This window comes from Micromonospora sp. NPDC051006 (genome assembly GCF_044456245.1).
Taxonomy (GTDB): domain Bacteria; phylum Actinomycetota; class Actinomycetes; order Mycobacteriales; family Micromonosporaceae; genus Micromonospora.
In genome coordinates this window covers 76,599-99,611 of sequence record NZ_JBITFP010000011.1, presented here as the reverse complement: position 1 = coordinate 99,611, position 23,013 = coordinate 76,599, and the positions used below count along the sequence as shown (strand labels likewise).

General features: G+C 72.4%; 25 protein-coding genes and 1 pseudogene. 5 read left to right on the top strand and 21 right to left on the bottom strand.

Features of this window, described 5'->3' with window-relative positions:
- Positions 1-27 precede the first annotated feature (27 nt).
- Both ACIBBA_RS18720 and ACIBBA_RS18715 read right to left on the bottom strand, forming a co-directional pair.
- Positions 28-840: an HAD family hydrolase gene (locus ACIBBA_RS18720; RefSeq protein ID WP_396698731.1), complete on the bottom strand. Its 813-nt coding sequence runs from the start codon at positions 838-840 to the stop codon at positions 28-30.
- The gene (locus tag ACIBBA_RS18715; protein WP_357046497.1) at positions 840-1,661 is read right to left on the bottom strand and encodes an HAD family hydrolase; all 822 of its coding nucleotides are present in this window, start codon (positions 1,659-1,661) and stop codon (positions 840-842) included. Before ACIBBA_RS18715 ends, ACIBBA_RS18720 begins: the two co-directional genes overlap by 1 nt.
- A 213-nt stretch (positions 1,662-1,874) precedes the next feature.
- Here ACIBBA_RS18715 and ACIBBA_RS18710 point away from each other — a divergent pair, with 213 nt between their 5' ends.
- On the top strand, positions 1,875-2,396 hold the full coding sequence (locus tag ACIBBA_RS18710) for a GNAT family N-acetyltransferase (protein ID WP_396698729.1): 522 nt from the start codon (positions 1,875-1,877) through the stop codon (positions 2,394-2,396).
- A 70-nt stretch (positions 2,397-2,466) separates the two neighbouring features.
- On the opposite strand, the gene ACIBBA_RS18705 is transcribed toward ACIBBA_RS18710, so the two are convergent.
- The gene (locus ACIBBA_RS18705; RefSeq protein ID WP_396698727.1) at positions 2,467-3,186 is read right to left on the bottom strand and encodes a hypothetical protein; all 720 of its coding nucleotides are present in this window, start codon (positions 3,184-3,186) and stop codon (positions 2,467-2,469) included.
- 129 nt (positions 3,187-3,315) lie between these two features.
- Between ACIBBA_RS18705 and ACIBBA_RS18700 the strand changes: the two genes are divergently transcribed.
- From ACIBBA_RS18700 to ACIBBA_RS18690, 3 genes are all read left to right on the top strand, one after another.
- Complete coding sequence (locus ACIBBA_RS18700; RefSeq protein WP_357046491.1) at positions 3,316-3,747, top strand: OsmC family protein; 432 nt, start codon at positions 3,316-3,318, stop codon at positions 3,745-3,747.
- Between the two features lie 106 nt (positions 3,748-3,853).
- The gene (locus tag ACIBBA_RS18695; RefSeq protein ID WP_350876877.1) at positions 3,854-4,198 is read left to right on the top strand and encodes a metallopeptidase family protein; all 345 of its coding nucleotides are present in this window, start codon (positions 3,854-3,856) and stop codon (positions 4,196-4,198) included.
- A 123-nt stretch (positions 4,199-4,321) separates the two neighbouring features.
- Positions 4,322-5,044 (top strand): AIM24 family protein, encoded by a 723-nt coding sequence (locus tag ACIBBA_RS18690; RefSeq protein WP_357046489.1) that lies wholly within the window; start codon positions 4,322-4,324, stop codon positions 5,042-5,044.
- Positions 5,045-5,152: 108 nt separating this feature from the next.
- Here the strand turns inward: ACIBBA_RS18690 and pheA are convergent, their stop codons facing one another.
- The 5 genes from pheA to ACIBBA_RS18665 all read right to left on the bottom strand — a co-directional run bounded on the left by pheA (position 5,153) and on the right by ACIBBA_RS18665 (position 8,691).
- The gene (gene pheA / locus ACIBBA_RS18685; protein WP_350876775.1) at positions 5,153-6,109 is read right to left on the bottom strand and encodes a prephenate dehydratase; all 957 of its coding nucleotides are present in this window, start codon (positions 6,107-6,109) and stop codon (positions 5,153-5,155) included.
- A gap of 10 nt (positions 6,110-6,119) precedes the next feature.
- Entirely contained in the window at positions 6,120-6,770 is a 651-nt protein-coding gene (locus ACIBBA_RS18680) for a hypothetical protein (protein ID WP_396698724.1), read from the bottom strand.
- An 80-nt stretch (positions 6,771-6,850) separates the two neighbouring features.
- The gene (locus tag ACIBBA_RS18675; protein WP_396698722.1) at positions 6,851-7,240 is read right to left on the bottom strand and encodes an ACT domain-containing protein; all 390 of its coding nucleotides are present in this window, start codon (positions 7,238-7,240) and stop codon (positions 6,851-6,853) included.
- 74 nt (positions 7,241-7,314) lie between these two features.
- Positions 7,315-7,773, bottom strand: coding sequence for a PAS domain-containing protein (locus ACIBBA_RS18670; protein ID WP_396698720.1), 459 nt, complete (start codon positions 7,771-7,773; stop codon positions 7,315-7,317).
- A gap of 177 nt (positions 7,774-7,950) precedes the next feature.
- Positions 7,951-8,691 (bottom strand): hypothetical protein, encoded by a 741-nt coding sequence (locus tag ACIBBA_RS18665; RefSeq protein WP_396698719.1) that lies wholly within the window; start codon positions 8,689-8,691, stop codon positions 7,951-7,953.
- A 160-nt stretch (positions 8,692-8,851) separates the two neighbouring features.
- On the opposite strand from ACIBBA_RS18665, the gene ACIBBA_RS18660 reads away from it, so the two are divergent.
- Entirely contained in the window at positions 8,852-10,066 is a 1,215-nt protein-coding gene (locus tag ACIBBA_RS18660) for an arginine deiminase (RefSeq protein ID WP_396698717.1), read from the top strand.
- A gap of 35 nt (positions 10,067-10,101) precedes the next feature.
- On the opposite strand, the gene ACIBBA_RS18655 is transcribed toward ACIBBA_RS18660, so the two are convergent.
- The 13 genes and pseudogenes from ACIBBA_RS18655 to ACIBBA_RS18595 form a co-directional block, all read right to left on the bottom strand.
- Positions 10,102-10,986, bottom strand: coding sequence for a DUF5926 family protein (locus ACIBBA_RS18655; RefSeq protein ID WP_396698715.1), 885 nt, complete (start codon positions 10,984-10,986; stop codon positions 10,102-10,104).
- A 61-nt stretch (positions 10,987-11,047) separates the two neighbouring features.
- The gene (locus ACIBBA_RS18650) at positions 11,048-11,497 is read right to left on the bottom strand and encodes an ATP-binding protein (protein ID WP_396698713.1); all 450 of its coding nucleotides are present in this window, start codon (positions 11,495-11,497) and stop codon (positions 11,048-11,050) included.
- A gap of 31 nt (positions 11,498-11,528) precedes the next feature.
- Positions 11,529-12,983 (bottom strand): ATP-binding protein, encoded by a 1,455-nt coding sequence (locus ACIBBA_RS18645; protein WP_396698711.1) that lies wholly within the window; start codon positions 12,981-12,983, stop codon positions 11,529-11,531.
- Positions 12,984-13,117: 134 nt separating this feature from the next.
- Complete coding sequence (locus ACIBBA_RS18640) at positions 13,118-13,912, bottom strand: glycerophosphodiester phosphodiesterase (RefSeq protein WP_396698709.1); 795 nt, start codon at positions 13,910-13,912, stop codon at positions 13,118-13,120.
- A 9-nt stretch (positions 13,913-13,921) separates the two neighbouring features.
- The gene (locus ACIBBA_RS18635; RefSeq protein ID WP_357046473.1) at positions 13,922-14,257 is read right to left on the bottom strand and encodes a rhodanese-like domain-containing protein; all 336 of its coding nucleotides are present in this window, start codon (positions 14,255-14,257) and stop codon (positions 13,922-13,924) included.
- A 58-nt stretch (positions 14,258-14,315) separates the two neighbouring features.
- Positions 14,316-15,257: an LCP family protein gene (locus ACIBBA_RS18630; RefSeq protein WP_396698885.1), complete on the bottom strand. Its 942-nt coding sequence runs from the start codon at positions 15,255-15,257 to the stop codon at positions 14,316-14,318.
- 210 nt (positions 15,258-15,467) lie between these two features.
- Positions 15,468-16,679, bottom strand: a complete 1,212-nt coding sequence (locus tag ACIBBA_RS18625) for an LCP family protein (protein WP_396698707.1) — start codon at positions 16,677-16,679, stop codon at positions 15,468-15,470.
- A gap of 218 nt (positions 16,680-16,897) precedes the next feature.
- The gene (locus ACIBBA_RS18620; RefSeq protein ID WP_396698705.1) at positions 16,898-18,136 is read right to left on the bottom strand and encodes an LCP family protein; all 1,239 of its coding nucleotides are present in this window, start codon (positions 18,134-18,136) and stop codon (positions 16,898-16,900) included.
- A 78-nt stretch (positions 18,137-18,214) separates the two neighbouring features.
- Complete coding sequence (locus ACIBBA_RS18615; RefSeq protein ID WP_396698703.1) at positions 18,215-19,192, bottom strand: UDP-glucuronic acid decarboxylase family protein; 978 nt, start codon at positions 19,190-19,192, stop codon at positions 18,215-18,217.
- Between the two features lie 189 nt (positions 19,193-19,381).
- Positions 19,382-21,052, bottom strand: coding sequence for a cation acetate symporter (locus tag ACIBBA_RS18610; RefSeq protein WP_396698701.1), 1,671 nt, complete (start codon positions 21,050-21,052; stop codon positions 19,382-19,384).
- Complete coding sequence (locus ACIBBA_RS18605; RefSeq protein WP_357046464.1) at positions 21,030-21,395, bottom strand: DUF485 domain-containing protein; 366 nt, start codon at positions 21,393-21,395, stop codon at positions 21,030-21,032. Before ACIBBA_RS18605 ends, ACIBBA_RS18610 begins: the two co-directional genes overlap by 23 nt.
- Before the next feature lie 155 nt (positions 21,396-21,550).
- Positions 21,551-22,090, bottom strand: a pseudogene (locus tag ACIBBA_RS18600) (flavin reductase family protein); the annotation flags it as partial.
- Between the two features lie 9 nt (positions 22,091-22,099).
- Complete coding sequence (locus ACIBBA_RS18595; RefSeq protein WP_396698699.1) at positions 22,100-22,963, bottom strand: alpha/beta fold hydrolase; 864 nt, start codon at positions 22,961-22,963, stop codon at positions 22,100-22,102.
- Positions 22,964-23,013: the final 50 nt, after the last annotated feature.

Below are 23,013 nucleotides of genomic sequence, written 5' to 3'. Positions count from 1 at the left end.
GCCGCGCCGCCGGCGCGGCGGGCCCGCTCACCCCACGTCGAAGATCTTCTCCAGGTACGCCGCCACGCCGTCCTCGGAGTTCGCCACGGTCACCTCGTGCGCGACCTTCAGGACGGCGGGGTGTGCGTTCGCCACCGCCACCGCCCGACCGGCCCAGGCCAGCATCGGCACGTCGTTGGGCATGTCGCCGAAGGCCAGCACGTCCCCGGCGTCGACGCCGAGCCGGTTGCAGTACCAGGCCAGCCCCGCCGCCTTGGTCACCCCGGCCGCGGAGATCTCGACCAGGCCGGAGTAGGACGAGTGGGTGGCCTCGGCCAGGCCCTGCAGGGCCGTGCCGACCAGCTCGACGAAGGCGTCCGGGTCCTGCTCCCCGGCCCGGGCGAGCAGCTTTACCGCCGGCGCCGCCAGCAGCTCCTCGGGCGTCTCGACGGCCCGGATCGCGTTGGCGTCGGCATCCCAGCGCAGCGGGTAGTGCGCTTCGTGTCGCATCTGCCGGCTGTCGATGATCTCCACGGCGAAGCTGATTCCGGGCACCTCGGCGCGCAGCCGCCGGGCCACCTCGGCGAGCAGCTCCGGCGCGAGCGGATCAGCCCGCAGCACCTCGTCGTTCACCGGGTCGTAGACCACCGCGCCGTTCGCGCAGATCGCCGGCAGCGGTCCGCTCAGCTGGTCGTACACCATCTTCAGCCAGCGGATCGGGCGGCCGGTGACCAGCACGACCGGCGTGCCCCTGGCGGCGATCCGGGCCAGGGCCTGCGCGGTACGCGGGCTGAGCGTCCGGTCGTCGCGCAGCAGCGTGCCGTCGATGTCGGTGGCGACCAGGCGTGGCGTCTCTCCCATCACCGGGAGAGTAGTCGGTCCAGATAGACTGCCACCCCGTCGTCGTCGTTGCGCAGGGTCACCTCGTCGGCCGCGGCGCGCACCGTCGGGTGGGCGTTGGAGACGGCCACCCGGGACCAACCGGCCCACTCGAACATCGGCAGGTCGTTGGGCATGTCGCCGAAGACCAGCACGTCACCCGGGTCGACGCCGAGGGCCTGCGCCACCACGGCCAGCCCGGTCGCCTTGTCCACCCCGGGCGGGCAGATCTCCACGAAGCCGAGCCCGGCCTGGGTGAGCGTGGCCACCTGTGCCGGAATGATCCGACGAGCCACCGCGAGCAGCTCGTCCACGTGGTGGTCCGCGGTACGCGCGAACGCCTTGATCACGTCGGTGGCGAGGCACTCGGCACGGGTGCGCGCCTCGAACCGGTCCTGGTAGGGCCAGCTCGGGTGGTAGTCGCCCCAGAGCGGGGCATCGTGCTCGTCCGACGCCTCCACCATCACGGTCAGCGGGCCCACCTCGGCCTCCAGGTCGGCCAGCAGCCGGGCGAGCACCTCCCCGGGAAGCCGCTCGTCGCGGAGCACGATCGGGCCGGCCGGGTCGCTCTGGTCGACCACCCGGCCGCCGCCGGCCATCACCAGGAAGTCGGCCGCGCGGATGTCGTTGCGGGTCAGCTCGGTCAGCCGGGGCCCGCGGCCGGTCGCGCCGACCACCGGAATCCCGGCGGCCCGCACCCGGTCGAGCACCCCGTGGGTGTACGCGGAGACGGTGTCGTCGCTACGGACGAGCGTTCCGTCAAGATCGGTGGCGATCAGCTTGGGCAGTCCCGGGCGGGTCATGGTTCCTCCTTCGCCCGCCGCCGTCGCAGCCAGCCGTTTCAGTGGTCGATCATCGACCCGGAGTGACGGCGGGCAGCAACCGTACCTCGGTCAACTCGTCGCAACCATGGCTTCCAGGCGAATCAGACGCCAACCCCGGGCGCACACCGATCTCCGACCGCCGGTCCGGGCGCTTCCCACCCGGCGGCACCCCTTCGGTCGTACGGTGAACGGATGGCGGTGCGCGACTGGCCGGCGGCGGAGCCGATCGAGACCGAGCGGTTGGTGCTGGAACCGCTCCGGGTCGAGCACGCCGCGGAGATGGCCCCGCTGCTGCGCGACGAGCGGTTGCACGAATACATCGGCGGCGAGCCGGCCAGCCTGGAGCAGCTACGCGCCCGGTACGCCCGCCAGGTGATCGGGCGGTCGCCGGACGGCAGCCAGGGCTGGCTGAACTGGATCGTCCGGCACCGGGAGAGCGGGCAGGCGGTCGGCACCGTGCAGGCCACCGTCCGGCTCGACGGTGAGCGGTCGGTCGCCGAGCTGGCCTGGGTCGTCGTCGCCCCGCAGCAGGGCCGCGGCTACGCCGGAGAGGCCGCCGCGGGCATGGTCGGCTGGCTCGACGGGCACGGCATCCGGGCGTTGATCGCCCACGTGCATCCCGACCACCGGGCCTCGGCCCGGATCGCCGAACGACTAGGCCTGCGTGCCACCGAGACGATGGTCGACGGCGAATTGCGCTGGGCCACCGCCTGAACGCGGTCGTACCGCCGGCCGCCGGACCGACCGGCCGGCTCACGGGTCGTCAGCTCGCGGGCCGGGCGACTCAGTGGGACGATTCCGGCCGGGCGAACGGGACGGCCGGTTGCACGGTGAGGTCGGCCGGCTCGGCCGGCCCGTCGTCCCGTAGGTCGTCGTCGGCCGGCCGACGACGCCGCCGCCGGAAGACCGGCTGGGCGGAGGCGTCGGCGTCGAACGGGCCGAGATTCGGGGCCAGCCACAGCGCCCCGCCGAGCAGCACGCAGGCGATGAAGGCCATCACCAGGCCCCGGCCGTACTCGACCTGGAAACCGTCCTCCACGGCGTAGAAGAAGGTGCGCTGCCCCGCCTTGTCGAGCGTGAAGGCCGACGCGGTGAGCATCGCCAGCAGCGCCCCGGCCAGGGCGAGACCGGCCAGTCGGGTGTTCGCCCGGACCGCCTGGGTGCCCCACAGCACGACCGCCACCGCGCAGGCCAGCGCGAGCAGCCCGACCAGATAGGCGACGCCGAAGCCCGCGACGTCGGAGACCCCGGCGGGCACCCGGATCGACTCGCCCCTGGGGCCGGCGTTGGGCAGGGTCATCACCGACCACTCGCCGATCAGCGAGGCGACCGCGGCCACCGCGCCGAGCCCGGCGAGCAGCGGCGGCAACCGGCGATCCCGGCCCAGGTCGGCGAGGAAGCGCCCGCGCCGCGCGGCGGGTGCCGGCTCGGTGCTGCCCCACTCGACGACGGCCGTGCCGTCGGACCGGTCGTCCTGCCGGGGGATAGGCAGTTCTCGGGACATCGGCCATCCTCTCGCCGGTCACGCGCCTGCCCCGAATCATGGCACAGCGGACGTCTGGTGACGGGGATCGCACGAGGGGCGTCGACCGAGGCCGTCGCAGGCTGGGCGGCTTTCCGCTAGCGTCGGTGCATGCCTATCCGTACCGCTTCCGCACGTTGGCAGGGCAACCTCACCGAGGGGTCCGGCACAGTCCGCACCGGCAAGGGCGGGCTCGAGGGGAACTACTCGTTCAAGTCGCGCTTCGAGGAGGGTGAGGGCACCAACCCGGAGGAGCTGATCGGCGCGGCGCACGCCGGCTGCTTCTCGATGGCCTTCTCCAAGGCGCTCGCCGACGCCGGTTCCACCGCGACCTCCGTCGAGACCACCGCCAAGGTGCACCTGGACAAGACCGACGCCGGGATGACCGTGACCCGGATCGAGCTGGAGACCGTCGGCCAGGTCCCGGGCATCGACGAGAGCGAGTTCCAGAAGCTCGCCGAGGCCGCCAAGGCGAACTGCCCGATCTCCCGTCTGCTCTCCCCGGGCGCCGCGATCACCCTCACCGCCCGCCTCGCTTCCTGACCCATCCGACCGCCACACCTCCACGGAGTGCCGATCCTCCGTGGAGGTGGGCGGATCTTGGCCGGCCCGGCGGCCCGGCGGCGTGGGGCAGAATGACAGGGTGCCGATGGAGATGAGCCGCGAGCGCTTCGAGGAGCTGGTCGCCGACGCCCTCGACGAGGTGCCCGAGGAGCTGCTCGGCCTGATGAGCAACGTGGTCATCCTGGTCGAGGACGACCCGCCCCCCGGCGAGGACCTGCTCGGCCTCTACGAGGGGCATGCCCTCACCGACCGCGGCTGGGACTACTCCGGCGTCCTGCCCGACCGCATCTTCATCTACCGCCGCCCCATCCTGGGGATCTGCGACAGCGACGAGGACGTCGTCGACGAGGTGGCGGTCACGGTGGTGCACGAGATCGCCCACCACTTCGGCATCGACGACGAGCGGCTGCACGCCCTGGGCTGGGCCTGACCCGGCTGGTCGTCCAGTCGAGCGCGACGACGGGGGTCGCCGCCACGCCGCTCGACTGATGGTCCGCCATTGCGACGGTCACCTACGGTCGTGAGAGGCATCGCGACCTCAGGAGGCACTTCCATGCGCAGCGCGCTGTTCTCCGCGGAGAACCTGGAGAAGGAGTCCGCCCAGCCCGGCATGCGGCTGCAGAACTCCAAGATGTTGAAGATCGAGCTGAACGGCGAGGCGATGGCCCGGGTCGGGTCGATGGTCGCCTACCAGGGGCAGGTGCAGTTCCAGGCGCTCGGCTCCGGTGGGCTGGGCAAGTTCCTCAAGCAGAAGCTCACCGGCGAGGGCGTACCGCTGATGAGGGTCAGCGGGCAGGGTGACGTCTTCCTGGCCGAGTTGGCCAAGGACGTGCACATCATCGACCTTGAGCAGGGCGACGCGCTCTCCATCAACGGCTCCAGCGTGCTGGCCTTCGACTCCACCCTCCAGTACGACATCAAGATGGTCGGCGGCGCCGGCATGGCCTCGTCCTCCGGCCTGTTCAACTGCGTCTTCACCGGCTACGGCCGGATCGCCATCACCACCAGGGGCACCCCGGTGGTGCTCAACGTCGACCAGCCGACCTACGTAGACCCGCAGGCCGCGGTCTGCTGGTCGGCCAACCTGCAGACCGGCTACCACCGGGCCGAGCAGTTGGGCCTCGGCACGCTGTTGGGCCGGCGCACCGGTGAGTCGTTCACGATGAGCTTCGCCGGCCAGGGCTTCGTGGTCGTGCAGCCGTCCGAGGAGCCGCCGGTGCTGGGCAGCGGCGCTCAGGAGCAGCAGGGCGGCCTGCTCGGCGGCCTGCTCAGTTGACGTCGCGCTCAGGCCGCACCGGCTCCGGGTGTCTCCCGGTCGGTGCGGCCGGCGCTGAGACCGACGAGCGGGCGGCCCTGCCCGGGCCTCCCCGGCGGTGCGGGTCGATCAGCTGAGTTCTCCGGTGCGCAGCCGGGCCAGCCAGGCCGCCGCATCGGCGTAGTCGACGTCGGAGAGGCCCGGCGGCGCCGGAACCGGCCGCTCACCCGCCGCCTCCGCCCAGCGGTGCCGAGGGTACGAGCCGAGGAAGCGCACATCCGCGCAGACCCGACGCAGCCCCTGCAGGGCCTCGCCGAGCCGGACGTCCGCCACGTGGCCGGTGCAGTCGAGGAAGAAGACGTAGCGGCCGAGCGCCTCGCCGGTGGGCCGGGACTCGATCCGGGTCAGGTTGACCCCCCGCACGGCCAGCTCCATGAGCACCGAGAGCAGCGCGCCCACCCGATCGTGGGCGATGTAGACGGCCAGCGAGGTGAGGTCGTCCCCGGTCGGCGGCGGAGGCGGGCCGGGGCGGGACACCAGCGCGAACCGGGTCACCGCGTCCGGGTGGTCGGCGATCTTGTCCGCCAGCACCGCCAGCCGGTGCCGACCAGCCCCGATCGGTGCGCAGATCGCCGCGTCGTACTCGCCGGCGGCGGCGCCCGCCGCGGCAGCGCCGTTGGAGAGCACGTCGACCACCACCGCGTCGGGCAGGTGGGCGCGGAGCCAGTTCCGGCACTGGGTGGACGCCTGCGGGTGCGCCGCCACGGTGCGGACCGTGGCCAGCTCGGTGCCGGTACGCGCGCCGAGCACGAACTCCACCGGCAGGATCACCTCGCGGGTGATCACCAGCGGTTCCCCCTCGGCCAGCTCGTCCAGTGTCACCCCCACCGCGCCGCCGATCGAGTTCTCCAGCGGCACCAGCGCCGCGTCGGCGTCGCCGGCCCGTACGCTCTCCAGCGCCTCCCCGACGCTGCGGGCGGGCGTCCGGTTGCCACGTTCGGCGGCGGAGACGGTACGCAGCGCCTGCTCGGCGAAGGTGCCCTCGGGCCCGAGGTAGACGAAGCGCGTCGGTGGTGTTCCCGGCATGGCGACCAGCCTACGCACCCGGTACGCCCACCGTGCCGCCGTCGCAGGCCAGCGTCCGGATCCCGAGCGGCCCGGTCGCCCGTACCTCGACGGTGCAGACGTCGGTGCCGGCGGTCACCAGCTCGGGCGTGCCGGGCCCACCCCGGGTGACCACCTGGAGCTCCTCGTGCCCGGTCACCTCGAGCACCGTGTACTGCCAGTCCGCGGCGCAGAGCGGCCCGGTGCGCACCTGGACCCGGACGTCGTCGGGGAGCACCCCGGACCGGCCACGCAGCAACTGGATGACGCGCTGCCCGCTCGGGCCGCTGCGGCACGGGGCGGCCACCAGTCCGGCATCGGTCGTCGGGGTTGCCGGCGCGGTCGGGACGGCGGACGGCAGACCGGTGGCCGGCGGCAGCGCCGGAGTGGGCGCCGTGGTCGGGGCACCCGGTGTGCCGGTCGGTGTGCCGGTCGGCACCGGTTGCCGCAGCTCCGGCGGGGCGCCGCAGCCGGCCAGCGCGAGCGTCGCCAGCACCGTGGCAATCGCGCCCAACCGCCGGAAGCGGCGGCGGGCCACGGTCGACCCGGTGCGGTGGACGAGCGCCCCGGAGCGCGCCGCGGGCGGGGTGGCCGGTCGGCGGGTGCGGGGCATCGTGGTGCGGGGCGGTGGAGTGGGCGGCACGGGCCGATCCTGAGGGGCTGCGAGGGGTTGGCCGGGGGTGGCCGAGCCCATCGTAGGAGCAACCGCGGCGGCGGTGAAGGTCAGCCGAGCACGCGGTGCCCGGCGCGTTCCAACGCGGCGGTCGCCGCGCCGAGGCGTACCGCGGGGACCAGCAGGTAGTCGGTGTCGAAGGTGGAGAACGCGACCACGTTCACCCGGGCGCCGGCGAGCGGGTCGACGAGCGCGGCGAGGGTGCCGGTGACGGCCACGTCCACCGGGCCGGACAGCCGCAGGCAGCGCCAGGCGGTCTCCACCACGGCCTGCTCGGGTGCTCGGTCCATCGGGCAGATCACCGAGATCCCGTCAGCGGTCCAGCTCACCGTCACCACGTCGGCGGCGGCCAACCCGCTCGACAGCGCGGGCGGCAGGGCGGAGCCGGCGGCCATCCGGCACACGGCGTACTCCCCCGGCAGCAGGGCGATATCGAGCATGAGGGCACCTTACGGCCTCGGCGTGCACCCGCCCGGATTCGCCGCGTGCGGCGAGTGCCACACTCCGCCGCAGGTCAGACCACGGAAAAGAAGGTGAGCGAGCCGGCGACCGAACCATCGGTGAGCACCGGGGTGGAGATGGCGTCCACGGTGGCGTCGGAGCTGCCCTCGGGCGCCGCCTGCACCCGGAGCAGGCCGCGGGCCAGCCGGCCGGAGGAGAGCGCCAGCAGCGGCGGGATCTTGTCGATCTCCTGGTCGGTCAGTTCGCCGCGGTTGGCGGTGAAGTCGACCAGGCGCAGACCGCCGTCGAGCAGGGGCAGACCGATCAGGTCCTCGGGCTTGCCGAGGCAGAGCAGTTCGCAGCCGGCGGCGGAGATCGCCACCACCTTGGTGTCGGCGTCGATCAGCAGACACGGCTCGTCGGCGTGGGAGACCGTCGAGGACCACTGGCCGAAGTTGTCGGACTCCGGCTCTGTCGAAGCCCGCGCGGTCGGCACGAACACTTCCGAGAGCGAGAGTTCGACGTGGGCCACCGCGCCTCCTATGTACACCGAGGGACTGTCCACGCTAGCCGGTCGCCCGGGCGATCGCCGATCACACCGCGCTCGCCGGGCCGCCGGTGCACGGGGCAATGCCCGGACCAGGCGGCCGGCGAGGGCGCGGACCTGCGGTGCCGGCGACGGCCGGCGCACGTGACGTCCCGGATGACGTTACCGGCGGTTGGCCGGCTTGTCAGCGGCCATTCGGCCGTCCTCGTACCACCGGTAGTCGGCTGCTGGACGGTAAGTGCCGTTCAGCCAGGTGCTCGGGTGCTGGGCGACCCGGGACAGCTTCTCCGCGGTGGCCGGGCTGATCCGGCTGCCACCCGCGACGAGCAGGCGGTCCAGCTCGCGGTGGGTCGCCATCAGGCAGTCCTTGGGTAGGCCGTAGACGCTGATGACGCCGGAGCCGACGAAGGTCAGCACCGGCGTGACCGGGATCGGCAGCCCGACCGCGGTGGAGAGCGCCTTGCTCGCCCGCTTGGCGTCCCGGCGGGCCTCGGCCACGTAGGGCGGCCGCTTGCCGTTGATCTGCACCACGTCGCCGGCGACCAGCACCCGGGCGCGGCCGTGGTCGGCGATGGTGACCGCGAACAGGCCGCTCGGCCCGATGGCGAGGAACCCGGCGCGCTCCTCGTGCGGCCGGTCGAGCAGCACGTCGGTCACGTCGGTGCGGGGCCACTCGATGACGTGCCAGGCTGGCCCGAGGTGATCGAGCTGGCCGAGCGCCCGGGCCCCCGCAGCCTCGAGCCGCCGTGCGCCCCGCTCGGCCCGCCGACGGCGGGCCCACTCCAGCGGGGTCGGACGGACCGGGTCGAGAACCCCCGGTGCCTCCACCCGAGGGTGTGGCACCGTGGCGGGCGGCAGTGCCCGAGCGGTCGGTACGGCTCGACGAGCGGGAAAGACAGTCATCGCGACCTCCGGCAAAAGGTCCCTCGAAGTTATGTCTCCACTACCCTACGTTGCCACTCCGGGGGGTCGGCAAGGTGGAGCGCCGGAGTGACTGTGGATGAATGCCATATTCATCCACACTTCTTTTCCCGGATGCCGCCAAACCCTGCCCTACGCTGCCATGGTGACCCACTATGTGGACAGCGAAGTCGCCCGGCTCGGCACCGTGCTGCTGCACCGTCCGGGCCGGGAACTCGCCCGCCTCACCCCCCGGAACAACGACACCCTTCTCTTCGACGCGATCCCATGGGTCGGCCGGGCACAGGAGGAGCACGACGCCTTCGCCGCGGCGCTGCGCGAGCGTGGGGTGGAGGTGCTCTACCTCGCCAACCTGCTCGCCGAGACGCTCGCCGTCGCCGATGCCCGGGCCGAACTGACCGAGCAGGTGCTCCGCTCACCCCGGCTCGGCGACACGCTGCGGGCCCGGGTCGCGGACCACCTGGCGTACCTGGACCCGGCGGCGCTCGCCGACGTGCTCATCGCCGGCCTCGCCCACGAGGAGCTGCGGATCAGCTCGGAGCGACCGGGTGGCCTGGTCTACACGCTGATGGACCGGCACGACTTCGTCATCGCCCCGCTGCCGAACCTGCTCTTCACCCGCGACTCGTCGGTCTGGATCCGGGACCGGGTCGGGGTGACCAGCCTGGCCATGCTGGCCCGGCGGCGGGAGACCACGCTGACCAACGCCATCTACCGGCACCACCCGCGCTTCGCCGGCACCCAGCTCGTCTACCAACCGGAGCTGGAGCACCTGGAGGGCGGCGACGTGCTGCTGCTCGCGCCCGGCGTGCTCGCCGTCGGGGTGGGCGAGCGGACCACTCCGGCCGGCGCGGAACGACTCGGCCGGCAGGTCTTCGCCGCCGGCCTGGCGCACACCATCCTGGTGGTGCCGATCGCCCAGGAACGGGCCACCATGCACCTGGACACGGTCTGCACGATGGTCGACGTCGACGCGGTGCTGATGTACCCCAACATCGCCGACACGCTCTCCGCGTACACGGTGATCGCCGGCGCGGACGGCGAGGATCCCCGGGTGGACGGCCCGGCGCCCTTCCTGCGGGCCGCCGCCGACGCGATGGACCTGGACCAGCTCCGGGTGATCGACACCGGCCTGGACCCGATCACCGCCGAGCGGGAGCAGTGGGACGACGGGAACAACACCCTCGCCCTCGCGCCTCGGCTCTGCGTCGGCTACGAGCGCAACGTGGAGACCAACGCGCAGCTGGAGCGGGCGGGGATCGAGGTGATCCCGATCGCGGGCTCGGAGCTGGGCTCGGGCCGGGGCGGTCCCCGCTGCATGTCCTGCCCGCTGGTCCGGGAACCGCTGTACGGCTGACGCCGCGCCCCGGTTGCCGCCGCCGCAGCGGCGGGTCAGCGCAGGGTGAGCTGCCGGCCGAGCAGGCCCTGCCGGGCCCGACGCCCGGCGGCGTCCAGCGGGCCGGTCTCGGTCAGCGCCTCGATGTAGCGCTTGCCGAACTGCGCCACCGGCTCCTCCCACTCGGCGGCGGGCGTCTGCTCCGGCAGGTCCCAGACCGGCACCAGGCGCCCGTGCGCACGGAACATGCCGGCGAAGCGGGTGTCGTCGCCGAGCGGCAGCGCACCGGCCGCGCCGATGCGGGCCAGCGCGTCCAGCGCGGCGTCCTCGCCCTCCGGCAGGACCCAGCGCACGTGCGACTTCTCCGGCACCTGGCACCAGTACGCGGCCTTCGCCGCGGCCATCCGCACGGTGGGGTAGACGGCGGCGTTCGCCCGCTCCAGGGACGCCTGCACGTTGGGGTCGTCCGCCGCGCCCGGGTCGAGCCAGAAGTCGAACCCGTCGTGCATGCTGATCTCCAGCGGGCCGTCGAGCAGCACGTCCTGCAGGCGCGGGCCGGGGCCGGGCAGCGGCGGGACCGACACCGGGCCGCCCGGCTCGGCGCGCAGCGCGCAGAGCAGTGCCTCGGCCAGGTCCCGGGAGACGTCGCCGGACTGGATGTGGCGCTGGAGCCCGATCAGCACCCGGCCGTCCGGCTTGGTCATCGCCGGGGCGGCCATCGGCAGCACGGTGGCCAGCGTGACCGGCCGGTCGCCGAACTGCTCCACCAGGGCGGGGGCGAGCCGCAGCGGCGCGGACGCGGCCGGCACGAGTTCTCGCAACGCGATCCATTCGGGCTCGTCGACCAGCCCCTCGAACGGACGCGGCACGAAGACGTCGCGCACCTTTTCCCGCTTCGGGGTGGTCTCGGCAGGCCGCTGGCTCTTTCGACGCTTGCTCACGGCGAGACAGCCTAGAGGCCGGACCGGCCGAGCGTGGGGAGGACCCGCCCCGAGGCGTCGTTCAGCCGGCGGTGACCAGGTCCGGCCGGCTCGACCCGGCCGGCTCGAACTCGGCCCAGACGCTCTGCCCGAGCCCGTCCCGCTCGACGCCCCACCGGCTGGCCAGACCGGCGACGATGTGCAGCCCGCGACCGTCGGCGGCGTCGGGAGCGGCGATCCGCATCCGGGGGCCGTCGCCGGCCCCGCCGTCGGTGACCCGGAGCTGGATCCGCGGGCCGTCGACCGCCCCGCAGAGCCGCCAGGCCACCCGCACCACGCCGCCGGGCAGCGGACGGGCGTGCCGGACCGCGTTGCCGACCAGCTCGGCCAGGACGGCGACCAGATCCGCCAGGAGCGTCGGGGTGACCAGCTCGGCCAGATCGTCGGCGAGCCGGTGCCGGGCCAGCCGCGCGCCGCTGGCGTGGTGGGGGACCACCACGCACCAGGCTCGCTCGCCTACTCCCGTCGCCATCCTCGCCCCTCCACGCCCGTGCCGTCGCCGGTCATCCGCGCGGCAGCCGCACCTCTGCGACGGTACCGCCACCGGCCCTCGGTCGTAGGGATACCCATCCATTCTGCTGTTCAACGATCCGGCGGACGAGATAGAGGCCGAGACCCGCCCCCGGATAGCCCCGGCGGTCACCGGACTCGCCCTGCCAGAACCGGTCGAAGGCCCGCTCGACGTGCTCCGGACGGATGCCGATGCCCCGGTCGCTGACCCGGAACGAGACCATCTGGCTGTCCGCGCTGGCGCTTATCTCGATCCGGCTGCCCGGCGGGGAGTACTTCCCGGCGTTGGTGCTCAGCTCGGTCAGCACGGTGGCCAGACTCGGCCGGTGCCCGAGCGCCTTGGGCAGGTCGTTCGGCAGGTCGAGGACGAGCCGGTGGCGCAGCTCGGCGGGGAGGTCGCCGACCGCGGCGTGCAGGGCGTCGCCAAGGTCGAAGGGGGCGGGTGGCTCGTCGCCGGGCCCCGACTCGGCGGCCGAGGAGAGAAGCCGGTCGACCAGCCGGGCCAGCTCGTTCGCCCGCTGGCCGATCACCCGCGCGGCCTGCCGCCGGTCGGTGTCGGTCAGCGACTCCCAGTGATCGGTCAGCGTGTCCGCGTACCCCTTGATGACGGTGACCGGTGTGCGCAGCTCGTGGCTGGTCACCGCGACGAAGAGATCCCGCTCGTGGTCCCGGCGCTGCTGGTCGGTGATGTCGCGGAAGGTGACCACCCGCAGCGCGCCGGGGCCGGGCAGCTCGCCGGAGGTGATCCGCAGCCAGCGCCCGTCCGGCAGCCGGTGGTCGAGCACCTGCCCGGACGGGGGGATCGGGAAGGTCAGCGGCTGGCTGAGCGCCTGGCCGGCGTCCCGGCCGGTCACCTGCGCGGCGGCCGGGTTCCAGAGCCGGACGTGCCCGTCCCGGTCGACCACCGCCAGCCCGTCGGCGAGCGCCGCGACGACCGGCCCGTCACCGTGCACGGGCAGCCCGGTCTGGTCGCCGTACATGTGCGCGATGCAGGAGGCGAGGTACGCGACCACGCCGTGCTGCTCGTCGTCCGGCTCCTCGTCCTCGACGTAGAGGGCGTGCAGGCTGCCGACGGTGTGCCCGCCGATCTCGGCCCGGGAGACCACCATCTGCCGCAGCCCCCGCTCGGCCAACTCACCCGGCAGCCGGCCGGTGAGGTGATCCATTCGGACCTGCTGCACCCGGGGACCGGTGAGCAGGCACACGGTGGCCGGGTCGTCGGCCGCCAGCGGCCGGCCGACGGTCCACTCGGCGGCTCCGGTCGCGGCGATCACCCGGCCGCCGGTCGGGCCGAACTCGACGAACGCCATGGCCGCCGCGCCGAGCGCCGGCTGCGCCACCCGGAGCAGCTGGGTGAGGACGGGCAGGCCGGCGTCGCCGGAATTGATCATCTCGATCACCACGGTGTGGCCGTCGATGAGAGCGGCGAAGTCGATGCGCTCCGGCATGCCCCGAGTGTGCCCCGCCGGCCCGCTTTTGGGCACCCCCGCCCGGGTCGCCGCCGCCCGGCACACGGACGCGCCGAGGCGCCGCCCGGACCCCCACGCCGCTCGCCCACGCGCCGGTCTCCGCCCGTCGACGGTCAGCGGCCGAGCCGGGACAGGGTGTGCGCCGGCCGGTCGGTGATGATCCCGTCCACCCCGGCGGTCAGAACGAGGTCGAGGTCGGCGGGTTCGTTGACCGTCCAGACGTAGACCTGGTTGCCGGCGGCCCGCAGGGCCGGCAGCAGGTGCGGCCGGGCCCGGACCAGGCCCACGCCCGGGCCGGCGATCCGGGTGCCGAAGGGCAGCCGACCCAGCCGGAGCCAGGGGGGCAGCACCTCCAGCAGCAGCACGGTGGGAAGTGTCGGGGCGAGTTCGCGGACGCGGCGGACGGCGAGCGGTGAGAAGGACATCACCGTCACCTGGACGGGGTCGTCCGGCTTCGGCTCGGCCAACCCGTACCGGCGCAGCAGCGCGACCAGCCGACGCTCGACGTCACGGCCGTAGCGCGACGGATGCTTGGTCTCCACCAGCAGCCGGACCGGCCGGCCGGCGGCGAGCACCGCGTCGAGCAGCCGCTCCAGGGTGAGCAGCCGGGTGTGCGACTCGTCCGGCGGCTCGTCGGTGTCCCCCGGGGCGTAGCCGGGGTGCCAGGAGCCGAAGTCGAGCGCGTCCAACTCGGCGAGGGTACGGGCGCTGACCAGGCCACGGCCGTTGCTGGTGCGGTCCAGCCGGCGGTCGTGCACGCAGACCAGGTGGCCGTCGCGGGTCAGCCGGACGTCGCACTCCAGCCCGTCGGCACCCTCGGCGATGGCGCGCAGGTATGCCGCGAGGGTGTGCTCGGGGAGGTCGTACGAGGCGCCGCGGTGTGCGAACACCAGGGGTTGCTCGCCCATGACGTGGTCCTAGAGAACCCGGCCCGGCTGCCCGTTCTCGGCGACCACCGGTCGCCCGGCGGCGGCCCAGTCGCCCATCCCGCCCGCCACGTTGCGCACCTGCTCCCAGCCGTTGCGCATGAGGTAGGTGACGACCTGGGCGGAGCGCCCGCCGGAGCGGCAGATGACGGCCACCTCCTGGTCGGTGGGCACCTCGGCCAGCCGGCTCGGCAGCTCCATCATCGGCAGGTGATGGGCGCCGGGCGCGTGACCGGCCGCCCACTCGTCGTCCTCGCGGACGTCGAGCAGGTAGATGTCATCGGCGAGATCGTTCACGGTCACGGTGGGAACCTGGGGTCCGAACACGGGTACCAAGCCTAGAGCCTTCCCCGGCGGATCGCCGCCGCCCGGGCCGTCGGCGCGGTCACAGCTTGACCACCCAGCGCGGATTGGCTCCCGCCCAGTCCGGCATCCGGCTGCCGCGGACCGCGTCGAAGAGCCCGTTGCTCCCGTTCTCCAGCACCACGTACGACACCTCGTCGATGACCTGCGGGTAGGAGGGCACCTGTACCCCGCGCAGCGCGTCGGCAGGCAGCCCGCGCAGCGCGAAGAGCAGGTCCTCCAGCGCCACCCCGTTGGTGTCCACGGTCAGCGCGCCGCCCACCGCACGGATGACCTGGTCGAGTTTGACCGGGTTGGTGCGCAGCCGGGTCTCGCCGGCCCGGTCCAGCAGGGCGCGCAGCAGTTGCTGCTGGTGACGCTGCCGGTCGTAGTCGCCGCCCGGCAGGTCGTAGCGCTGGCGGACGTAGTCCAGTGCCTCCGCGCCGTTCATCTGCCGACAGCCGGGGGTGAAGATCCGCTTGGTGTGGATCGAGCGGACCTCGCTGTCCACGCACATCCGCACGCCGCCGAGCAGGTCGATCACCTGCTTGATGCCGGAGAAGTCGATCAGGGCGGCGCCGTCGAACCGGAGCCCGGTGAGCCGGGCCAGGGTGGCCGAGAGCAATTGGGCGCCGGACTCCCCGCCGCCGCCGTGCTCGTACGCCGCGTTGATCTTGTCTTGGCCGCCCGGGTAGCTGCCGCCGGCCGGGATGGCGACGAGCAGGTCGCGGGGGATGGAGACCAGGTACGCCTGACGTAGCCCGGCCGGCACGTGCACGATCAGGATGGTGTCCGCGCGCTGCTCCGGGTTGGTGTCGCCGGGGCGCCGGTCGGTGCCGATGAGCAGGTAGTTCAGCGGCCCGTCGAGGTTCGTCCGCTCCGTGCGGGCGTCCGGGTCGAGCAGCTGCTCCTTGAGCACCGTGCGGTCGTACCGGTCGGTGAGCGCCTGGAGCCCGACCACGGCGAGGCCGGCCAGCACGACCAGGCTGAGACCGAGGACGAGCAGGATCCGGGGCCAGCGGGCGCGACGCGGCCGGGCGGCCCGAGGGCTCGGCCCGGTCCGCGCTCCGCCGTCTCGGCCCGACCTGGACGTGGCGCCTCCCCGCAGCCAGTACGTGAGTCCTGCTCACGTCAGGCTACGAGGAGAGCGCCGTCGACCGGTCCGTTTTGCCGACTTCCGGCGACTCCCGGGCGGTCACTTCCGGGAGGAGATGACCTCGGGGTGGTTGAAGACGAACTCGGCGAGCTTGTCCTGCTTGACCGCCTGGAACATCTCCAGCGTCTCGGGGCTCAGCACTTCCTTGCCGTTCCCGTCGCCGTTGAAGGTGCCGTTGTTGGTCTTCAGCATGGTGAGCTCGTTCGCGGTGACGCCACGCATGGTGAAGACGAAGTCCTCGATCGGCACGCCGCCGGTGTCCAGGATGAAGGCCTTGCCGGCCGCCTTGATCAGCTGCTGGAGCTTGACCGGGTTGGTCAGCATGCCCTTGTCGGTGGCCTTCTTGGCCATCGCCTTGATCAGCTGCTGCTGGTTCTGCTGCCGGTCGTAGTCGCTGTTCGTGAGGCCGTAGCGCTGCCGGGCGTAGTCGAGCGCCGCCCAGCCCTCCATCTGCTGGCAGCCCTTCTTGTGCACCACCGGGGTCATCGTCTTGCCGGTCTTCTTGGCGTCCGCGTTCCACATCGGCTTGCCGTTCACGTACGACATGTGATGCGACTTGACCTCCTGCTTCACGCAGAGGCGCACCGAGCCGAGGGTGTCGATGACGTTCTTGAAGCCGCCGAAGTTGATGATCGCGGCGCCGTCGAAGCTCACCCCGGTCATCCGCTTGATCGTCTGCGCCATCAGCTGGGCGCCACCCTCCCAGCCGCCGCCGTTGCGGGCCCCGGCCTGGAACGCAGCGTTGATCTTGTCGGTGCCGCCCCCGTAGCCGCTCTTCTTGAACGCCGGGATCTGCGCCTCGGTGTCCCGGGGGATGGAGATCAGGTACGCCTGGTCGTGCGTCGCCGGGATGTGCAGGATGATGATGCTGTCCGACCGGACGTCGTCGGCGGCCCACCGCTCGCGGGCGTCCACGCCGAGCAGCAGCATGTCGATCGGCCCGTCCAGGCTCGCGCCGCCCTCGGCGTCGGACTTGCCGGCCTCGCCGAGCAGGTTCCGCTGGGCGATGTCGCCGGTCGCCTGACTGATCAGGGCCTTGCTGCCGACGATGGCGACGCCGCTGGTCATCATCAGCACGGCGCCGAAGACCACGGTGAGCCGAGCCCAGAGCGGGTCCTTGCGGCGCGGTCGTTTGGCCGGCGAGCTGCCGCCACCTCGACCCCCACGGCTCTGGGGCGGGATGGCCGCTGCGCCGCCGACGGGGGGGCGGGTGGCATCCGCCGACGGGCGGCGGGTGGTCTGAACCGGCATGCGTGCTCCAGCTCACGTGATCAGGGGGGCGGGACCACTGTACGGACACTTCCCGGCCGTGGCGAGTTCGTCCGGACGCAATGTTCCGTTGGTCCGGGGGCCACCCAGGCATATTGACCGATTGGCTAATTTGATACGACCGGTCGGCGGTTGGCTTTCAGCAAATGCAAAGTCGGCCGTCGATCACGTTCGCCGATGTCAGTGCCCTCGGTGAGCGCTCAGCCCCCGTCGGTGCCGCCTTTCTGGTTGGCCTGGACCCAGTCGGCCATGGTGTCGGCCGACATCGCCCGGTACATGGCCAGCGCCTTCTCCCGGTCGGAGACGACCACGGACTCTCCGTTGATCGTGTCGCTCCCGGAGTTCGGGCTGGTCACGAAGGTGAGGTTCTCGCCCCGCAGGTTGCGGAACTGCACCGCCATGTCCATCAACGAGAAACCCTGGTCCACGGTTGCCGCGTCGGTCACCGACTGGAGGAACGCGTTCAGCTTCTTCGGGTTGCTCAGCGTGCCGGTGCTGGCCGCCTTGTCCATCAGCGCCCGGAGGAACTCCTGCTGGTGGCGCATCCGGGCGAAGTCACCGTCCGGGAACTGCTTGCGCTGCCGGATCCAGTCCAGCGCCTCGGCGCCGTCCATGTGGTTGGTGCCCTTGGTGAACGTCCGGTACGGCTTGTGGATCGAGGTGATGGTCCGTTCGACCTTCAGGTCGACCCCGCCGAGTGCGTCGGTGACCTGCTTGAAGCCGGCGAAGTCGATGGCCATCACGTGGTCCAGCCGGACGTCGGTGAAGCACTCGACGGTGCGTACCGCCAGCGGCAGGCCGCCGAAGGCGAAGGCCGCATTGATCTTCGCGCGCCGCCCCGAGTCGCAGTCGGCGCCAGCGCTCTCCGGGACCGGCACGTAGAGGTCGCGCGGAATGGAGACCAGGTAGGCCTGCTGGTGGTTGGCCGGAATGTGCATCACGATGATCGTGTCGGCCCGCCACTTGCCGGCCTGGTCGACCGGGGCGTCCGGATCCCGGGAGTCGGTGCCGACCAGCAGGATGTTGAGCGCGCCCTCGACCGGCTTCGCCGGACGTCCACCGGTGATCTCGGAGAACGGGTCGGTCCGGGCCAGGTCGTTGTCCAGGTTGCGCACGTAGAGCCAGCCGCCGATCCCACCGAGCAGCGCGAGCACCAGCACGGCCACGCCGGCCACCAGGCCGATCCGGCCCCACCGCGGCCGCGGCCCTCGCCGGCCGGGTCGGCCGTCGCCGGGGCCGCCCGGGCCGGCCGGCCCACCAGGCCCGGAGGGTCCGCCGGGGCCACCGCCCCGGGGCTCCTCGTCGTACGACGGGTACCAGGCCGGCTCGGCGGGCCGGGCGCGTCCGGAGGCACCCCGGGCAGGGCCGGGAACCGACGCGCGCCCGGAGCTCCGGTGCAGGTACGGGAGGGGGACGCCGGCAGACGAGGTCGCTGACATGTAACTCAGGGTACGTAGGTTGGGCCAGTGTCGCCCTCAGGTGAGGGTCAGGTTCTCGACCTGCGCCGCCTCCCGGGGTCAGCCCAGCCGGCTGCGGAAGTACTCGATCGTGCGCCGCAGGCCGTCCTCGGGCGAGACCGTCGGCTCGTAGCCGAGCAGCTCGCGGGCGAGGGTGAGGTCGGGCCGGCGCATCTCCGGATCGTCGGCGCTGCGGGTGATGTAGGTCACCTCGGAGCTGCTTCCGCAGAGCGACACGATGGTCTCGGCCAGTTGCCGCATGGTCATCTCGTGCTCGGTGCCGCAGTTGATCGGCCCGGTCTGGGTCGAGTCGAGCAGCAGCAGGATGCCGCGGACCAGGTCCTCGACGTAGCAGATCGAGCGGGTCTGGTTGCCGGTGCCGTGCACCGTGATCGGCTCGCCCCGCAGCGCCTGGGAGATGAAGGTGGGGATGGCCCTGCCGTCGTCCGGCCGCATCCGGGGCCCGTAGGTGTTGAAGATCCGGACGATCGCGGCGTCCAGCCCTCGGCTGCGGTGGTAGGCCATGGTGGCCGCCTCGGAGAAGCGCTTGCCCTCGTCGTAGACGCTGCGGATGCCGATCGGGTTGACGTTGCCCCAGTACGTCTCCCGCTGCGGGTGCTCCTTCGGGTCCCCGTACGCCTCGGAGGTGGAGGCCATCAGGAACCGAGCGCCGTCGGCGAGCGCGCGGTCGAGCAGGTGCAGGGTGCCCACCGAGCCGACCCGGAGGATCTCCACCGGCAGCTTCTCGAAGTCGGTCGGGCTGGCCGGGGAGGCCATGTGCAGGATCGCGTCGAACCGCTCGGCCAGCGCCGGATGGTGCGCCGGCAGCCCGTCGGAGATGTCCGCCTCGACCAGGGAGAAGGTCGGCGTGTCCAGCAGGTGCGCGACGTTCTCCTTCGACCCGGTGACGAAGTTGTCCAGCGCGACCACCGTGCAGCCCCGGGCGATCAGGGCGTCCACCAGGTGCGACGGGACGAAACCGGCACCGCCGGTGACGAGGATGCGGTGACCGGGTCCGAAGCGCGCAGCAACCTTCATACCGGTCAGCCTACTCAGCGTCGCCGCCGGCGCGGCGACGGCCGCAGGGCCGACGTGGCGGCCCGTGGCGGTGTCGCCACCGGGCCCACCGGTCGCCCGAAGAGCGGGCCGGGACGAGGGTGGGCCCCCTCCCGAAGGGGGAGGGGGCCCGGGGTGCTGACCGGCGGGGGGTGCCGGGCCAGCGGTTTCTCAGTGGGCGCCGGCGCCGGTGAGGGCCCGCACCTCCAGCTCCGCGTACTTGTCCTCGTCGTGCTCCTTCGAGACGAGCGTGCCGATCCAGCCGCAGAGGAAGCCGAACGGGATCGAGAGCAGGCCCGGGTTGGAGAGCGGGAACCACTGCCAGTCGTGGTCGGGGAACATCGCCGTCGGCGCTCCGGAGACCACCGGCGAGAAGAACACCAGCACCACCGCGGCGAGCAGGCCGCCGTAGATGGCCCACACCGCGCCGGCGGTGTTGAACCGCCGCCAGAACAGGCTGTAGAGGATCGCCGGCAGGTTGCCCGACGCGGCGACCGCGAACGCGAGCGCCACCAGGAACGCCACGTTCAGGTTCTGCGCGAAGATCGACAGTGCGATCGAGACCGCACCGATCACCAGCGCCGAGATCCGGGCGACCCGTACCTCCTGCCGCTCCGACGCCTGCCCTCTCTTGATGACGTTGGCGTAGAAGTCGTGCGCAAGGCTGGACGAGGAGGCCAGGGTCAGCCCGGCGACCACGGCCAGGATGGTCGCGAAGGCGACCGCCGCGATGATCGCGAGCAGGGTGGCCCCGCCCAGGTCGCCGCCGAGGAAGTCGATCCCGAGCGCCTCGGCCAGCTGCGGTGCGGCCGTGTTGCCGGCCCGGTCCTGTGCGGTGATCGCCTCGCTGCCGACCAGCGCCGCCGCGCCGAAGCCGAGCGCGAGGGTGAGCAGGTAGAAGGTGCCGATGATGCCGATCGCCCAGAGCACGCTCTTGCGGGCCGCCTTGGCGGTCGGCACGGTGTAGAAGCGGATCAGGATGTGCGGCAGACCCGCGGTGCCCAGCACCAGGGCGATGCCGAGGGAGAGCAGATCCATCTTGTTGTAGAAGGTCTGCGTCGAGCTGGCCACCTCGACCCCGTAGCGCAGCCCCGGTTCGAGGAATGCGCTGCCCTTGCCGGAGGACGACGCGGCGTCGCCGAGCAGCGAGGAGAGGTTGAACTTGTACTTGGCCAGCACCAGCAGCGTCATGATCAGCGCGCCGCCCATCAGCAGGAACGCCTTGACGATCTGCACGTAGGTGGTGCCCTTCATGCCGCCCACCGTGACGTAGACGATCATCAGCGCACCGACCATGATGATGGTTGCGATCTTGGCGGCGTCCGCGTCCATGCCGAGGAACGTGGTCCCCGGCCGGATGCCGAGCAGCAGCGCCACCAGGGCGCCCGCGCCCACCATCTGGGCCAGCAGATAGAAGATCGACACGGTGATGGTGGAGACCGCCGCCGCGGTACGCACCGGGCGCTGGCGCATGCGGAACGCCAGCACGTCGGCCATGGTGTACCGGCCGGAGTTACGCAGCAGCTCGGCGACGAGCAGCAACGCCACCAGCCAGGCGACCAGGAAGCCGATCGAGTAGAGGAAGCCGTCGTAGCCGTAGAGGGCGATGATGCCGGCGATGCCGAGGAACGAGGCGGCCGACATGTAGTCGCCACCGATCGCCATGCCGTTCTGGAAGCCGGAGAAGGACCGGCCGCCGGCGTAGAAGTCGGTGGCGGTCTTGGTCTGCCGGCTGGCCCAGATGGTGATGGCCAGCGTGATCGCCACGAAGACCAGGAAGAGAGTGATGGTCAGGTTGCGGGCGGTGGTGTCGCCCGCCTCAGCCGCGAGGAGCATCCTCATGGTTCACCTCCCCGATCTCGGCACGGATCCGGTCGGCCACCGGGTCGATCTTCCGGTCGGCGTACCGGGAGTAGAGCCAGGCGATCACGAACGTGGAGACGAACTGCAGCAGTCCGAAGATCAGCGCAATGTTGATGTTGCTGCCGAAGAGCTTCGTGCCCATGAAGTCCCGCGCGTACGCGGACAGGATCACGTAGAGCGCGTACCACAGGAAGAATGCGACGGTCATCGGGAAGACGAAGCCGCGCAGGGCGCGACGCAACCCGGCGAACTCATCCGACCGTTGTACGGCGAGGTACCGGTCCGGCGCGGGCGTGGCCGGCGCGGGTGTGTCCGTGGACATCTGTGGATCACCACCTTCACAGGCATCGGGGATTTTCGCGCACGGTAGAAAGTGCGCTCCCCGACGCGGAAGGCCGAGATCGGCGTCGGTCGACGGCTGCGCCGAACGGCGTGTTCGCTGCGCCGAGTGACGCAGGTCACTCCGCTTAGCGGTCGTCAGCCCAGCTCGCGGTACCGGCCCCGGTGGTGCAGCAGCGGGGCGGCGTCCTCGACCAGCTCGACCGCCTCGATGGTCGCCTCGACCAGCAGCGCCCAGCCGTACTCGCGGGCCGTGTCCAGGCGACAGCCGGCCCACCCGCCGGCGTCGGCCGGCACCGGCCCGTACGGCGTGTCGGTCCAGGACCCGGTGGCGAAGAGGCCACCGGGCGACGGGAAGAGCCCGGCGAACCGGTCGGCGAGCTGCCGGTGCGCCGGGGCCAGCGGGGACACGGCGAACCGGCCGGCGGCGTGGGCCGCCGCCCACAGGTCCGACTCCGCGTCGATCAGCCCGAGCAGGCGGTCCGGCTCACCCTCCGAGACCAGCGTCGACGACACCGTCAGGCCGGCCGGCCCGGGCGCCGTCCAGAGCGTCACCGGCGCGGCCAGCCGACCGCGCAGCCGGCGTACCGGGGACCGCTCACCGGCCGGTACGGCGAACGGGTCGGTGTGGTGGATCTCGGCGCCCGGGTCATGATTCACGTGAAACATTCTGCCCGCGCGTCGGGCTCAGCCGCCGCTGGACGCGAACCCACGGACCAGCGAGGCGACCTCGTCGGCCCGGGTGTCCATCAGGAAGTGGCCGCCGTCCAACACGTAGACCTCGGCGCCCGGCACGTCCGAGCGGTACGCCTCCGCCTCGCCCGGCTCGAACGAGGTGTCGTAGCGGCCCCAGAGGACGAGCAGCCGCGGCCCGGTCCGGCGGAGCCACTCCTGCCAGGTGCCGTACGACGCCACGTTGGTGCGGTAGTCGTAGAAGAGCTCGAGCTGGATCTCGGCCTGCCCCGGTCGACTGAGAAAGGCGTGCTCGTCGGTCCAGAGATCCGGGTCGTACCGCTGGGGATCGGGGTCGCTCCCGACATGCCGGGTGCGCGCCGCGGCCAGTGACAGGAAGTTCTCCCGTACCGCGGCCTCGTGCCCGGCCCGGTCCCGCCAGAATGCCCGCCGGCTCTCCCAGAGCGGGCCCAGGCCCGCCTCGTGGGCGACCGCGTTCTGCACCACCAGGCCGGTGAGCCGGTCCGGCTCCGCCAACGCCATCCGGAAGCCCACCGGGCCGCCGTAGTCCTGGACGTACAACAGGTACCGCTCGGCTCCGACGGTGGCCGCGAAGCGCGACACGACCTCGGCGATGCGGTCGAAGGTGTACCGGAAACGGCCGGGGTCGGGGGCCTCGCTGTGCCCGAAGCCCGGGTAGTCGGGCGCGATCAGCCGGAACCGGTCGGCGAGCCGCCCGAGCAGCGGTTCGAACATCCGCGAGGAGGACGGGAAGCCGTGCAGGAGCAGCAGCGTCGGCGCGTCCGGCGGGCCGGCTTCCCGGTAGAAGATGGAGAGGCCGTCGACCGTCACGCTGCGGTAGCGGGTGGAGGTGCTCATACCGGCTGCTCCTTGTCACGGCTTCCCGCACCGTAACTGCCGCTCCGCAA